This is a genomic window from Haloglomus halophilum, from assembly GCF_024298885.1.
Lineage (GTDB): Archaea > Halobacteriota > Halobacteria > Halobacteriales > Haloarculaceae > Haloglomus > Haloglomus halophilum.
The window spans coordinates 604083-615629 of the sequence record NZ_CP101166.1 but is presented as its reverse complement, the minus strand read 5'-3'; the positions used below and the strand labels follow the sequence as shown (position 1 = coordinate 615629).

The 11547-nt window shown below is 68.3% G+C and carries 14 protein-coding genes; 11 read left to right on the top strand and 3 right to left on the bottom strand.

The window, feature by feature from the left end; all coding sequences use genetic code 11:
* The first annotated feature begins 2 nt into the window (after positions 1 to 2).
* From NL114_RS03065 to secY, 8 genes are all read left to right on the top strand, one after another.
* Entirely contained in the window at positions 3 to 542 is a 540-nt protein-coding gene (locus NL114_RS03065) for a 50S ribosomal protein L6 (protein ID WP_254823333.1), read from the top strand.
* An 89-nt stretch (positions 543 to 631) separates the two neighbouring features.
* The gene (locus NL114_RS03060; protein WP_254824768.1) at positions 632 to 1360 is read left to right on the top strand and encodes a 50S ribosomal protein L32e; all 729 of its coding nucleotides are present in this window, start codon (positions 632 to 634) and stop codon (positions 1358 to 1360) included.
* Entirely contained in the window at positions 1357 to 1815 is a 459-nt protein-coding gene (locus tag NL114_RS03055; RefSeq protein ID WP_254823332.1) for a 50S ribosomal protein L19e, read from the top strand. Before NL114_RS03060 ends, NL114_RS03055 begins: the two co-directional genes overlap by 4 nt.
* The gene (locus tag NL114_RS03050; RefSeq protein ID WP_254823331.1) at positions 1815 to 2375 is read left to right on the top strand and encodes a 50S ribosomal protein L18; all 561 of its coding nucleotides are present in this window, start codon (positions 1815 to 1817) and stop codon (positions 2373 to 2375) included. Before NL114_RS03055 ends, NL114_RS03050 begins: the two co-directional genes overlap by 1 nt.
* A complete protein-coding gene (locus NL114_RS03045) occupies positions 2372 to 3019 on the top strand; it encodes a 30S ribosomal protein S5 (protein ID WP_254823330.1) in 648 nt (215 codons plus the stop codon). Before NL114_RS03050 ends, NL114_RS03045 begins: the two co-directional genes overlap by 4 nt.
* Positions 3019 to 3483 (top strand): 50S ribosomal protein L30, encoded by a 465-nt coding sequence (locus tag NL114_RS03040; RefSeq protein ID WP_254823329.1) that lies wholly within the window; start codon positions 3019 to 3021, stop codon positions 3481 to 3483. The genes NL114_RS03045 and NL114_RS03040 overlap by 1 nt, the downstream gene beginning before the upstream one ends.
* A complete protein-coding gene (locus NL114_RS03035; RefSeq protein ID WP_254823328.1) occupies positions 3480 to 3995 on the top strand; it encodes an uL15m family ribosomal protein in 516 nt (171 codons plus the stop codon). The genes NL114_RS03040 and NL114_RS03035 overlap by 4 nt, the downstream gene beginning before the upstream one ends.
* Positions 3996 to 3998: 3 nt before the next feature.
* Positions 3999 to 5486, top strand: coding sequence for a preprotein translocase subunit SecY (secY, locus tag NL114_RS03030; RefSeq protein WP_254823327.1), 1488 nt, complete (start codon positions 3999 to 4001; stop codon positions 5484 to 5486).
* 163 nt (positions 5487 to 5649) lie between these two features.
* On the opposite strand, the gene NL114_RS03025 is transcribed toward secY, so the two are convergent.
* Together NL114_RS03025 and cmk are read right to left on the bottom strand one after the other, a co-directional pair.
* Positions 5650 to 7149, bottom strand: a complete 1500-nt coding sequence (locus NL114_RS03025; protein WP_254823326.1) for an ABC transporter substrate-binding protein — start codon at positions 7147 to 7149, stop codon at positions 5650 to 5652.
* A 154-nt stretch (positions 7150 to 7303) separates the two neighbouring features.
* Positions 7304 to 7921 carry a (d)CMP kinase gene (gene cmk, locus NL114_RS03020; RefSeq protein WP_254823325.1) on the bottom strand — a complete coding sequence of 206 codons (618 nt, stop codon included), beginning with the start codon at positions 7919 to 7921 and terminating at the stop codon, positions 7304 to 7306.
* A 104-nt stretch (positions 7922 to 8025) separates the two neighbouring features.
* On the opposite strand from cmk, the gene NL114_RS03015 reads away from it, so the two are divergent.
* Complete coding sequence (locus NL114_RS03015) at positions 8026 to 8448, top strand: DUF7975 family protein (protein ID WP_254823324.1); 423 nt, start codon at positions 8026 to 8028, stop codon at positions 8446 to 8448.
* 158 nt (positions 8449 to 8606) lie between these two features.
* The gene (locus NL114_RS03010) at positions 8607 to 8945 is read left to right on the top strand and encodes a hypothetical protein (RefSeq protein ID WP_254823323.1); all 339 of its coding nucleotides are present in this window, start codon (positions 8607 to 8609) and stop codon (positions 8943 to 8945) included.
* Between the two features lie 91 nt (positions 8946 to 9036).
* On the opposite strand, the gene NL114_RS03005 is transcribed toward NL114_RS03010, so the two are convergent.
* A complete protein-coding gene (locus NL114_RS03005; RefSeq protein ID WP_254823322.1) occupies positions 9037 to 10011 on the bottom strand; it encodes a transcriptional regulator in 975 nt (324 codons plus the stop codon).
* 221 nt (positions 10012 to 10232) lie between these two features.
* Here NL114_RS03005 and NL114_RS03000 point away from each other — a divergent pair, with 221 nt between their 5' ends.
* Positions 10233 to 11543, top strand: a complete 1311-nt coding sequence (locus NL114_RS03000; protein ID WP_254824767.1) for a tRNA(Ile)(2)-agmatinylcytidine synthase — start codon at positions 10233 to 10235, stop codon at positions 11541 to 11543.
* The last annotated feature ends 4 nt before the right edge of the window (positions 11544 to 11547 follow it).

Below are 11547 nucleotides of genomic sequence, written 5' to 3'. Positions count from 1 at the left end.
CAATGACAACACGCATCGAAATCGACGTACCCGAGGACGTGGACGCCTCGATGGACCGGCTCGACCTCACGGTCGAGGGGCCCAACGGGAGCGTCACGCGCAAGCTCTGGTACCCGGACATCGACGTCGCCGTCGAGGACGGTCAGGTCGTCATCACCTCGGACGAGGAGGACGCCAAGACCAACGCCACGGCCGGCACGTTCGAGTCCCACGTGCGGAACATGTTCCACGGGGTGACCGAGGGCTGGGAGTACACGATGGAGGTCTTCTACTCCCACTTCCCGATGCAGGTGAAGGTCGAAGGTGGCGAGGTCGTCATCTCGAACTTCCTCGGCGAGAAGTCCCCCCGGCGGACGCCCGTCCGCGGCGACACGGAGGTCGAGGTGGACGGCGAGGACGTGACGCTCCGCGGCAGCGACATCGAGGCGGTGGGCCAGACGGCCGCCGACATCGAGCAGCTGACCCGCGTGAACGACAAGGACACCCGCGTCTTCCAGGACGGGGTCTACATCACCAGCAAGCCGTCGCGAGGTGACGCCTGATGGCGGACGACAAGGAGGGTCGCGAGGATCAGGCACGCGACCAGGCCGACGAGCAGGCTCGCGAGGAGACCGAAGAGGAACTCGAACGGATGGACGAAGAAGAGCCCGAGGCCGAGGACGAGGAGGACGAGTACACCGACCTGACCGACATCAGTGGTGTCGGGAACGCGAAGGCCGCGGCCCTCGAGGGCGCGGGCTACGAGACGGTCGACGACGTGCGTCGTGCCTCCCAGTCCGACCTCGCAGAGGTCGACGGCATCGGGAACGCGCTCGCCGCGCGTATCAAGGCCGACGTCGGCGGTCTCGAGGTCTCCGAGGAGACCGAGGCCGAGGTCGAGGGCGACGAGGAGGAGGAGGAGGCGGCCGAGGACGTGGAGACGGAGCTCCGTCCCCGCGGCCACGCCGACAAGACGCCCGACCTCTCCGAGCAGGAAGAACGGCTGCTGGCCCAGCGCAAGCGCGTGGGCAAGCCGCAGTTCTACCGGCAGGACTACCACAAGAAGAAGCGGACGCCGACCTCGTGGCGCCGACCCCGCGGTGGCCTGTCGAAGCAGCGACGGGGCATCAAGGGCAAGGGCCCGAAGGTCGAGGCCGGCTTCCGGACGCCGAAGGCCGTTCGCGGCAAGCACCCCTCGGGCTTCGAGGAGGTCCGCGTGATGAACGTGGACGACCTCGAGGGCGTCGACGGGGACACGGAGGCCGTCCGTATCGGCTCCACCGTCGGTGCCCGCAAGCGCGAGCGCATCGAGGAGGAGGCCGAGGACCGCGGTATCCGCGTCCTCAACCCGACCTACGAGGAGGTGGAGGTCGAACAATGACTGACCTGAAGGCACAGAAGCGACTGGCCGCCGACGTCCTCGACGTCGGCAAGAACCGTGTGAAGCTCGACCCGAGCCGGCAGGAGGACATCGCGGACGCCATCACGCGCGACGACGTGCGTGAACTCATCGACGAGGGCGCCATCCGCGTCGAGCCCAAGCAGGGCAACAGCCGTGGCCGGGCCCGCGAGCGCGCGAAGAAGCGTGCGTACGGGCACCGCAAGGGCCAGGGTTCCCGCAAGGGCAAGGCCGGCGGTCGGAAGAACGAGAAGGAGGAGTGGCAGAGCAAGATCCGCGCCCAGCGGCGCCGGCTCCGCAAGTACCGACAGAACGGCGAACTGGACCCCACCGACTACCGCCAGCTGTACCGGATGGCGGGCGGTGGCGAGTTCGACTCGGTCGCGGACGTGGAGCGCCACGTCCGGGCCAACTACGACGTTGGAGGTGACGACTGATGGCGACAGGACCACGATACAAGGTGCCGATGCGGCGTCGGCGCGAATCCAGGACGAACTACCACCAGCGGTTGCGCCTGCTGAAATCCGGCAAGCCGCGACTGGTCGCTCGAAAGAGCAACCAGCACACCAGGGCGCAGCTGATAGTGCGCGGTGCACAGGGAGACGACACGGTCGCATCGGCGACCTCGAACGACCTGCAGGACTTCGGCTGGGAGGCTCCCACCGGGAACCTGCCGGCGGCGTACCTGACCGGCCTGCTGGCCGGCAAGCGCGCCCTCGACGCCGGGCTCGAGGAGGCGGTCCTCGACATCGGCCTCAACACGGCGACGCCCGGCAACAAGGCGTTCGCCGTCCAGGAGGGCGCTATCGACGCCGGGCTCGAGGTTCCGCACAGCGACGACGTGTTCGCGGAGTGGCCCCGCACGCGCGGGGAGCACATCGCTGAGTACGCCGAGTCGCTCGACGAGCCGCTGTACAGCGGCGAGTTCGACGCGACCGAACTGCCGGACCACTTCGATACGGTCCGCGAGACCATCATGGAGGACATCGAACAATGAGCAGAGGCTGGGAACCCCAGACACGACTGGGCCGGAAGGTGGCCGAGGGCGAGATCAGCGACATGAAGACCGCCCTCGAATCCGGGCTCCCGCTGAAGGAGCCCGAGATCGTCGACCAGCTCCTCCCGGGGCTGGAGGACGAGGTGCTGGACATCAACATGGTCCAGCGGATGACCGACTCCGGGCGCCGGGTGAAGTTCCGGTGCGTGGTGGCGGTCGGCAACCGCGACGGCTACGTCGGCTACGCCGAGGGGCGTGACGACCAGGTCGGCGGTGCCATCCAGAAGGCCATCGGAATCGCGAAGCTGAACATGATCAAGGTCGAGCGCGGCGCTGGCTCGTGGGAGGACCGGTCGGACCGGCCCCACTCGCTGGCCCGGAAGACCGAGGGCAAGGCGGGCTCCGTCACGGTGGAGCTCATCCCGGCCCCCGAGGGTCTGGGTCTCGCCGCGAGCGAGACCGTCCGGAACGTGCTCGAGCTGGCCGGCGTGGAGAACGCCTGGACCAAGAGCCACGGCAACACCCGGACGACGCTCAACCTCGGGAAGGCGACCTTCCGCGCGCTGGAGAACGCCGCGATGGCTCGTGGCCCCCGCGCACTGCGTGCCGAATCCGACGTCGAGCCCGGGGAGGTGAGCGACTGATGCGTGTACTCGTCCAGCTCCGCGGTGAGGTCAACCAGGGCACCGACGTACGCGACACGCTCGGCATGCTCAACCTTCACCGCGTCAACCACGCCACGCTGGTGCCGGAGACTGACACCTACCGTGGCATGGTGAACAAGGTGAACGACTGGGTGGCCCACGGGGAGCCCTCGGCCGAGATGGTCGAGACGCTCGTCCGTCGTCGCGGCGAGCCCGCCGAGGGCGACGCCGACATCGACGACGAGTGGGTCGCCGACAACACGGACTACAGCGACGTCGCGTCGCTGGCCGAGGCGCTCGTCGCCGAGGAGACGAAGCTCCAGGACGAGGGCCTCTCGCCCACGCTGCGGCTCCACCCGCCGCGTGGCGGCCACGACGGCATCAAGCACCCCATCAAGGAGGGCGGGGTCCTCGGCAAGCAGTCGACCGAGGAGATCGACGCCCTGCTGGAGGCGATGCGATGACATCCAAGAAACGACGACAGCGCGGCTCCCGCACGCACGGCGGGGGCTCGCACAAGAAACGACGGGGCGCCGGCCACCGCGGCGGCCGCGGTCGCGCCGGTCGTGACAAGCACGAGCAGTACCTCTACCCGCCGCTCGGCAAGTCCGGCTTCAAGCGCCCCCAGAAGGTACAGGAGGACATCGAGACCATCAACGTCCGCGAACTCGACGAGGACGCGGTCGTCCTCGCGGCGGAGGGCGTCGCCGAGGAGACCGACGACGGCTACGAGGTCGACGTTCGCGACGTCGTCGAGGACGGCCACGAGGCCGACGCGGTGAAGCTCCTCGCCGGCGGGCAGGTCCACGAGTCCCTGACCGTCCACGCCGACGCGTTCTCGGACGAGGCTCGCGAGGCCCTCGAGGCCGCGGGCGGCGAGGCGGTCCTCACCGAGCGCGGTGAGGAGCGCGCCGCCGAGGCAGACGACTCCGACGAGGCCGAAGGAGATACAACGGACGAGGCCAACGAGGATTAACGAATGAGTTGGAAGGAGACCGCCGAACCAGTACTCACGCGGATGCCCGGCGTCGAGCGCCCGGAGGGGCACGTACCCTTCCGCCGCAAGCTCGGCTGGACAGCCGGCGTTCTCGTGCTGTACTTCTTCCTCACGAACGTGTTCATCTACGGACTCGCGAGTGGGGGCGGCAACGACGCGTTCGGGCAGTTCCGGACCATCCTCGCTGGTGGGCAGGGAACCATCCTGCAGCTCGGTATCGGGCCCATCGTCACCGCGTCCATCGTGCTGCAGTTGCTCGGCGGTGCCGACCTGCTCGGGCTGGACACCCAGGAGAACCCGCGGGACCAGATCCTCTACCAGGGACTCCAGAAGCTGCTGGTGATCGTGATGTGTATCCTGACGGGCCTGCCGATGGTGTTCGCTGGCGGATTCCTGCCGGCGAGCCCGCAGATTGCCCAGCAGCTCGGCATCGGTCTCGCCGGGCTCAAGTGGCTGATGTTCACGCAGATCCTGATCGGCGGTCTCCTCATCCTGTTCATGGACGAGGTCATCTCGAAGTGGGGCGTCGGCTCCGGTATCGGCCTGTTCATCATCGCCGGTATCAGCCAGCGTCTCATCGGCGGCTTCTTCGGCGTCCCCGGTGTCACCCGTAACCCCGGGTTCTTCTACAACTGGTACACCATCCTGACCGGGCAACAGCAGCTCGGCGCGGTCCTCTCGACGCAGGGCCTGCTGAACCTGCTCATCGAGCCCGGACAGATACTGTTCCTGTTCACGACGGTCGCCATCTTCGGGGTCGTCGTCTACGCCGAATCGGTCCGTGTCGAGATTCCGCTCTCGCACGCCCGGGTCAAGGGCGCACGTGGTCGCTTCCCCGTGAAGCTCATCTACGCCAGCGTCCTGCCGATGATTCTCGTCCGCGCGCTCCAGGCCAACATCCAGTTCCTCGGGCGCATCCTCAACAGTCAGCTGGGTGGCGGCATGCCCGGCTGGCTCGGCGTCTACCAGTCCAGCGGCGCCGGCACCGCCGAACCCGTCGGCGGGCTGTTCTACTACCTGGCACCCATCTACAGCTACCAGGACTGGATGTGGTTCCTCGGGACGACCTCGAACCCGCCCAGCATGATCCTGGTCCGGGTGTTCGTCGACCTGTTCATCATGGTCGTCGGCGGCGCCATCTTCGCCATCTTCTGGGTCGAGACCGCGGACATGGGGCCGGAGGCGACGGCCCAGCAGATCCAGAACTCCGGGATGCAGATTCCCGGGTTCCGCCAGTCGCCCGGCGTCATCGAGAAGGTGCTCGAACGCTACATCCCGCAGGTGACCGTCATCGGCGGCGCCCTGGTCGGGCTGCTGGCCGTCATGGCCAACATGCTCGGCACCATCGGCGCCGTCTCCGGGACGGGCCTGCTGCTGACCGTCTCCATCACGTACAAGCTCTACGAGGAGATCGCAGAAGAGCAGCTGATGGAGATGCACCCGATGATGCGGCAGGTCTTCGGGGACTAGCGCGGCCCCCGAGGTCTCGTCGTCGGCTTTCCGCTCTTCCCCCTCGCCATCTTCTGCCGTGGGTCGAGCTGGCTGCACCAGCAACCCGCACGAGCTCGGGGGGACCGTTCGGTGCCACAGGACGACACCGACAGACGCCAACTGAGCAGCCGTCCCGACCGGCTCAGCCCTTCTGGTTGGCCGGATGGTTCTTGGGGTAGTTGATCCAGTCCGGATACGAGTAGTCGGCGGTCTTGTTCTGTTCCGGCGCGAACGAGTGCATCACGCCGTAGTCTTTCGCGATCTCCTCGTCGACCTGCCACTGCTGCCAGACCGGGACGCCGGTCTCCTTCATCGAGGTCCAGGCCGGCTCGTGGGCGTAGTCGGCCTCCGGCGGCGTGAACTTGATCTCCGGCAGGATGGTCCCCTGATCGAACTTGTACTTCTCCAGTGCCTTCACCATGTCCGCGTTCGTGGGGATCTTCTCGAGGTTGTTGTCCAGCACGTACCTCGCCATCGCGGTGGCGTAGGCTCGGACCGCGTCGTAGGTGATGGGGCCGGAGTAGACGGGGTAGGTGTCGAACTTCTTGCGGTAGCGCTTCATGAAGTCCTGGGTTCGGGGGGTGTTGGTCGTCTGGGGCGTGACGGCGTTCATCGTGAAGATGTACCGGCAGGCCCCGGAGACCTCCTCCCAGAACTCGTAGATCTGGGCCGGGAGACTGATGCCGCCCATCTCGAACGGGCGGTTCTGGTTGGCCCACTGCTTGACCGCCGCGGTCCCCGTCAGGGCGTGGGCGATCAGACAGATGTCGGCGCCCGAGGAGCCGACCTCGTCGAACAGCGGCGTCCAGTTGGTCGTCCCCGAGGAGGAGCGCTTGAACACCGGCACGTCGTCGAAGAACTCGCCCATGTTCGGCTTGAGCAACTCGGCGAAGGGGTCGAACGGGGCGATGTTCTCGATGAGGGCGGCCGCCGTGTTCCAGCCGAGTTTGTCCGCGTAGAGGTTGAGGAACTCCAGCTCCGCCCGGGCGAGGTCGTACGAGTGGATGGGCCCGGCGCGGAAGTGCCACTTGAACTCGTCGTAGCGGTCGTGGACGATGCGCCCCGGCTTCGGTCCGGCGGCCGCGGTCGTGATGTGGACCGTCCGGGTCGCCTTCATCGGGTTGAAGATCTGGAGCGTGCACTGGGTCAGGAACGTCCCGAACGTGGTCTTGCAGCGCTCCTTCTGGACGAGCCGTCGGAACTCCTTCCGTGCGGTCCCCGGCGAGGCCTCCGTGTTGCCGGAGAACGCTTTCAACTTCGCGCCGAGGATGCCACGGCCGCCGATGCCGGGCACGCCGTTCTTGTTGATGTCCTCGACCGCCAGCTGCATCGACTTCCACATCGACTGGCCGACCGGGAAGCTCTCGGGCTGTGGGGCCAGGCAACCGAGGCGGATGGTGTTCCCGGCGAGCGGCTGTGGGGGTGCGGTCCCCGTGCCGCTGCCGCCGCCGATGGAACCCTCGAAGCCGCCCTCGCCCCGGTTCTGTGCCTTCCGGGACTTGCAGCCCGCGGCCAGCGCCGCGGTACTGCCCGCCCCGGCGTATCTGAGGAACGACCGTCGGTCCTGCCCGCTGTCAACCGCTGTCCCCGCCGGGTCTGCCGACGGTGCCCCGGAATCCGTCTCCCGCGTCTGTTCCGTCATGTGTGATACCCGTTCACACTGTGCTCGGGTCGATGGTTAGCTTATTTTCGGCCTAGAGAAATGATATCGACAGTAGATACGGCAGCGAATCGGCGTCGCCGGAGGCGATTGCCGGCGCAGGTCACCGGGACGAACACCGTCCGGTAGCCGCCGCTTACGCGTTCGGGCCCAGGTCCGTCTCGCCGTCCGTCTCGGGCAGTTCGATCTCGTTGGTGAACGCTCCCTCGTCCTCGGTGTACTCGTACTCCGAGACCGCCTGCATGATTATCTCGACGACCGATTCGCGCGACCAGCGCGACGTGTTGACCGACAGGTCGTAGAAGGAGGTGTCCGTGACATCGACGCCGTAGGCACGCTCGAAGCGACCGACCTCCTGGACCTCGCGGACCCGCATCTCGGACTCCATCTCCTCGCGGTCGGCGGTCCGCTCGACGCGGACCTCCTCGGGGGCGTTGAGCCAGATGCGCAGGTCCGCGCGGTTGCCGGCCAGCCAGCCCGCCAGCCGGGACTCCAGGACGAACCCCTTGTTGGAGGCGCCCCACACCTCGGCGACGCGCTGGAGGCGTCGGTCGATGAGCTGGTCGATCTCGGGGTCCTCGTCGGCCTTCGCGGAGAACTGCGTGAGGCTCATCCCCCGTTCCTCCGCGAGCTCGCGGAACACCTCGCCGCCATCGACCCGCTGGACTCCAAGCGCCTCTGCCAGCGCCTGTGACGTGCTCGACGCGCCGCTGCCCGGCGGCCCCGACACCGTGATGAGGAGGTTGTGCTCCATGCGTTGTGGGAGACGGCTCCCGCCGCTACCTAACGGTGTCGATGACTGTGACCGTCGCCGCCGTCTCCGTCAGAGCGAAAGGGCTCGCGCTCGGAGTCGGACTGATGCCCGCCACGTCCCCGGCCGACCGGAAACGGCTCGCCGTTCGGGCCATCGCTCGCCATCGCTCCCGCGAGGACGGCGTCGACTTCGTCGCGCGGGCGGGCGACCGGCGGGTCGGCATCACCTACGCCGACCGGACCATCACGCTGGACCTCGCGGAGGCGGGTGCCGCCACCGATGCCGGGGGCGCACGCGCCGCACTCGACGAGTTGCTGGCGTCGTTTCCCGTGTTCAAGATACAGCAGCCCGAGACCCGCAAGGCCCGCGACGGGACGGTGCACGTCTCGGCGCTTGCCGACCCGAAGCATGCGGCCGACTTCCTCGAGGCCTGCTGCCGGGAGGTGTTCGGGCTCGGTGCGGCGTACGAACTGGCGGTCGAGATAGAGGCCGGGGAGGGTGGCGACGACGGTGGCGACCGGGAATGAGGGCCTCGTCGGGGGCGACAGGCCGCAGCGCTCGCACTGAACGCGGGGGCGCGTCACTCACGGAGCGGGCCACGGGTTCCGTGTCGATGAGCACCGATTGTTCTCAGAAACTCGGAATACGATAATATCTTAATACCGTTTCCGTCGTATCCCCGGATATGGAGACAGATTGGAAGGATGCCGGCGGTTTCGTGGCGGTTGGGCTGCTGGTAATCGCGCTGGTGTTGACACTGGCAGGTGTCGAAACCATCGCCGGATACGAGGTGCTGGCTGCCGGGCAATCGGCCTTCGGGTTCCTCGCAGCAGGGAACTTCAGTCTGGGCGTGCTTTCCGCGGGCATCTTCTCGGTCGGAATCTTCTCTGCAGGTGTCTTCGCGGTCGGTATCTTCTCCGTCGGCATCTTCGCAGTCGGACCGTTCGCGTTCGGAATCTATGCCGTCGGATTCTACGCGACACGACGGTATGTCGCATCCTCGGAAGCGGCCTCCGAGGAATGATCTGCGGAGAGTGCTGAACTCGTGTTCCTGTCCAGCAGTCTGGTCTCGGGTGACCAGCGACCCGAGGCGACAGGACCGCTCCAGAACGGCCTTACGCCGGTTCCTCGACGTCGATGTCGACGCGCTCCTGGATCAGGTCGCGCAGGTCGTCGGCGTCCTCGACCTGCTCCAGGTCCTCGCGCTCGACGAGCGCCGTGCCCGCCACGCTGTCCCGCGTCGCGCGGTCGACGACGTACACCGACCGCGTGCGAGTGACACGACCCACCGAGGACATGATGCGGGCGCGTTTCTCGGCGGTTCTGTCGAAGGTGGAGTGGCCGGTCAGCATCGAGGCCAGGCGCGCCCGCCGGGCCTCGCCGACGGCCTTGAAGGGGGCGCGGTCGGTCGGGTGGACGTCGTAACCAACACGGGTGAGAACCGCGATGACGGGCTCGTCGTCCGGGTCGGCGTCGGGGTCATCGGGCGTGGGGTCGCCCTCACGGACCTCCTCGGCGCCGTCGAGCACCTCGACGGGCGAGGTGAGCGGCGCGTCGAACATCTCCTCCAGTTCGGCCGCGACCTCGACGGAGGCGTTCATGCCGTCCTCGTACTTCGAGACGGTACGCCGGGAGACGCCGAGTTCCTGTGCGAGACGGCCGAGCGACCAGTCCTTCTGCTCGCGGGCATCGGCCAGCACCTCGCTGTCGATGTTGACGTACAGTCCGCCGGGGGCGGCGTAGATGAGCGGCGGCACCTCCTCGACGAACAGGTCCATCGCGGTGTCCGGCGAGAGCACCGGGACACCCTGGCGGAAGTAGACGACGCCGGGGTCGAGCTCCTCGTCGCGCGTCCGGAGTCCGAGGACCATGGGTGTCGCGCCCAGGTAGTGGCCGAGTCGGCGCATCTCCGCCCCCGTCGGGGCGTCGAACGCGTCGATGTTGACGAGGACCTTCAGCAGGAGCGTGTCCTCGCCGCGGCGAGCGGCCACGTCGAAGCTCTTCGGACGGATCGCACACCGGTCGCTGACGAGGAACCCAGCGTCCTCGAGCATCGCGGTCACGTTCTCGACCAGTGCGGACCGGGACATAGAGGAATATAGATGACTCGATGAACATATGTGTTGTGTCCCCTCACCCGCTGTGTCCGTCGATTCTGGAGGCACCGGGGACACATTCAAATACCGGGTAGTGTGGCACGGCGAACGGGGGTCCGAGGGCTGTTCGTGGCCGCTCAGCGGCGAACCGGGGTGCAGTCGGTCGGGCGGTCGCGGAGCGAAACCCGTTCGTAACCGGGCAGATAATGACGACCGTGACCGTCGTCGGACTGGACGACACGGACTCGCGCGAGGCGGGGATGTGCACCACGTACGCGGCCGCGGTGCTCGCCGAGCGGTTGCGCGGGCGCGGTGCCAGCGTCGCCCGGGTCTGCCTCGTCCGGCTCAACCCTGCCGTCGAGTACAAGACCCGCGGCAACGCCGCACTCGCGGTCCATACCGACGCTGCCGTGGACACGGCGTTCGACGCTGCCCGTGCCCTCGTCGACGACACCGCCGTCGTCGACGACCCGCGGACCAACCCCGGCGTGGTCGCCCTCGGCGGCGCGCCCGGGGCGGTGCCCGAAGCCGTCGCCGACCTCTCCGGCCGGGCCGTCCGCGAGGTCCTGGCGCGCGAGACGGCCCGCGATGTGCTCGCCGACGCGGCGGGGGCGGTCGAGACCCGTCACGCGACCTGGGGTGACGGGCGCGGCCTCGTGGGCGCGCTCGCGGCCACCGGTGCGTGGCGTGCCTGGGCCGAGGACGACCTGACACCGACCTACGAGCACATCGTCTACCGGCCGCGCGAGCGCTGGGGGACCGAGCGCTCCGTCGACGCCGCGAGCGTCTTCGCCGCCGCCGACGAGGCGTACCCGACCGTCTGGGACACCGTCGACCGTGGCGAGCGAGAGACGGTCTGTGTCCCCCACACGCCGGGGCCGGTTCTCTACGGCATCCGCGGCGACGCCCCCGACGCCTGCCGGCGGGTCGCCGCCGCCATCGACTCGGAGCCGGCCGAGCGCGCGCGAACGTTCGTCACCAACCAGGGAACCGACGCACACCTCCGCGACGGGACGCTCGCGAACGCCCGTGACGGGCGTGCGTACCGGCTGGACGGGGTCGTCTCGGAGCCGCCCGAGACGCGCCGGGGCGGGCACGTCTTCTGTGAACTCCGCGCCCCCGGTGACGACCGGGCGGACGCCGTGACGCTCGGCTGTGCCGCCTTCGAGCCGACCAAGCGCTTCCGCGACCGCGTGCGCGCCCTGCGCGTCGGCGACCACATCACCGCCTGCGGCGAGGTGAGCGACGGGACGCTGAAACTGGAGAAGTTCGCCGTTCGCGAACTGGCCCGGACCGAACCCGCGACGCCGGACTGTCCGGACTGCGGCCGGTCGATGTCCTCCGCGGGTCGCGGACAGGGCTACCGCTGCCGGGACTGTGACACCTCAGCGCCGGGGAAGGTCGAGCGGGCGGTCGAACGCGACCTCGAACGGGGCTGGTACGAGGTGCCGCCCTGTGCCCGTCGGCACATCGCGAAGCCACTCGTCCGGGGTGGGTTCGACGCGCCCACGCATCCCGAGCGGTGAGTGT

Coding starts and splice junctions, on each gene's coding strand:
- NL114_RS03035 (WP_254823328.1), top strand. CDS start 3,480: ATGACATCCAAGAAACGACGACAGCGCGGCTCCCGCACGCACGGCGGG.
- NL114_RS03015 (WP_254823324.1), top strand. CDS start 8,026: ATGCCCGCCACGTCCCCGGCCGACCGGAAACGGCTCGCCGTTCGGGCC.
- secY (WP_254823327.1), top strand. CDS start 3,999: ATGAGTTGGAAGGAGACCGCCGAACCAGTACTCACGCGGATGCCCGGC.
- NL114_RS03060 (WP_254824768.1), top strand. CDS start 632: ATGGACGAAGAAGAGCCCGAGGCCGAGGACGAGGAGGACGAGTACACC.
- NL114_RS03065 (WP_254823333.1), top strand. CDS start 3: ATGACAACACGCATCGAAATCGACGTACCCGAGGACGTGGACGCCTCG.
- NL114_RS03050 (WP_254823331.1), top strand. CDS start 1,815: ATGGCGACAGGACCACGATACAAGGTGCCGATGCGGCGTCGGCGCGAA.
- NL114_RS03010 (WP_254823323.1), top strand. CDS start 8,607: ATGGAGACAGATTGGAAGGATGCCGGCGGTTTCGTGGCGGTTGGGCTG.
- NL114_RS03005 (WP_254823322.1), bottom strand. CDS start 10,011: ATGTCCCGGTCCGCACTGGTCGAGAACGTGACCGCGATGCTCGAGGAC.
- cmk (WP_254823325.1), bottom strand. CDS start 7,921: ATGGAGCACAACCTCCTCATCACGGTGTCGGGGCCGCCGGGCAGCGGC.
- NL114_RS03040 (WP_254823329.1), top strand. CDS start 3,019: ATGCGTGTACTCGTCCAGCTCCGCGGTGAGGTCAACCAGGGCACCGAC.
- NL114_RS03055 (WP_254823332.1), top strand. CDS start 1,357: ATGACTGACCTGAAGGCACAGAAGCGACTGGCCGCCGACGTCCTCGAC.
- NL114_RS03025 (WP_254823326.1), bottom strand. CDS start 7,149: ATGACGGAACAGACGCGGGAGACGGATTCCGGGGCACCGTCGGCAGAC.
- NL114_RS03045 (WP_254823330.1), top strand. CDS start 2,372: ATGAGCAGAGGCTGGGAACCCCAGACACGACTGGGCCGGAAGGTGGCC.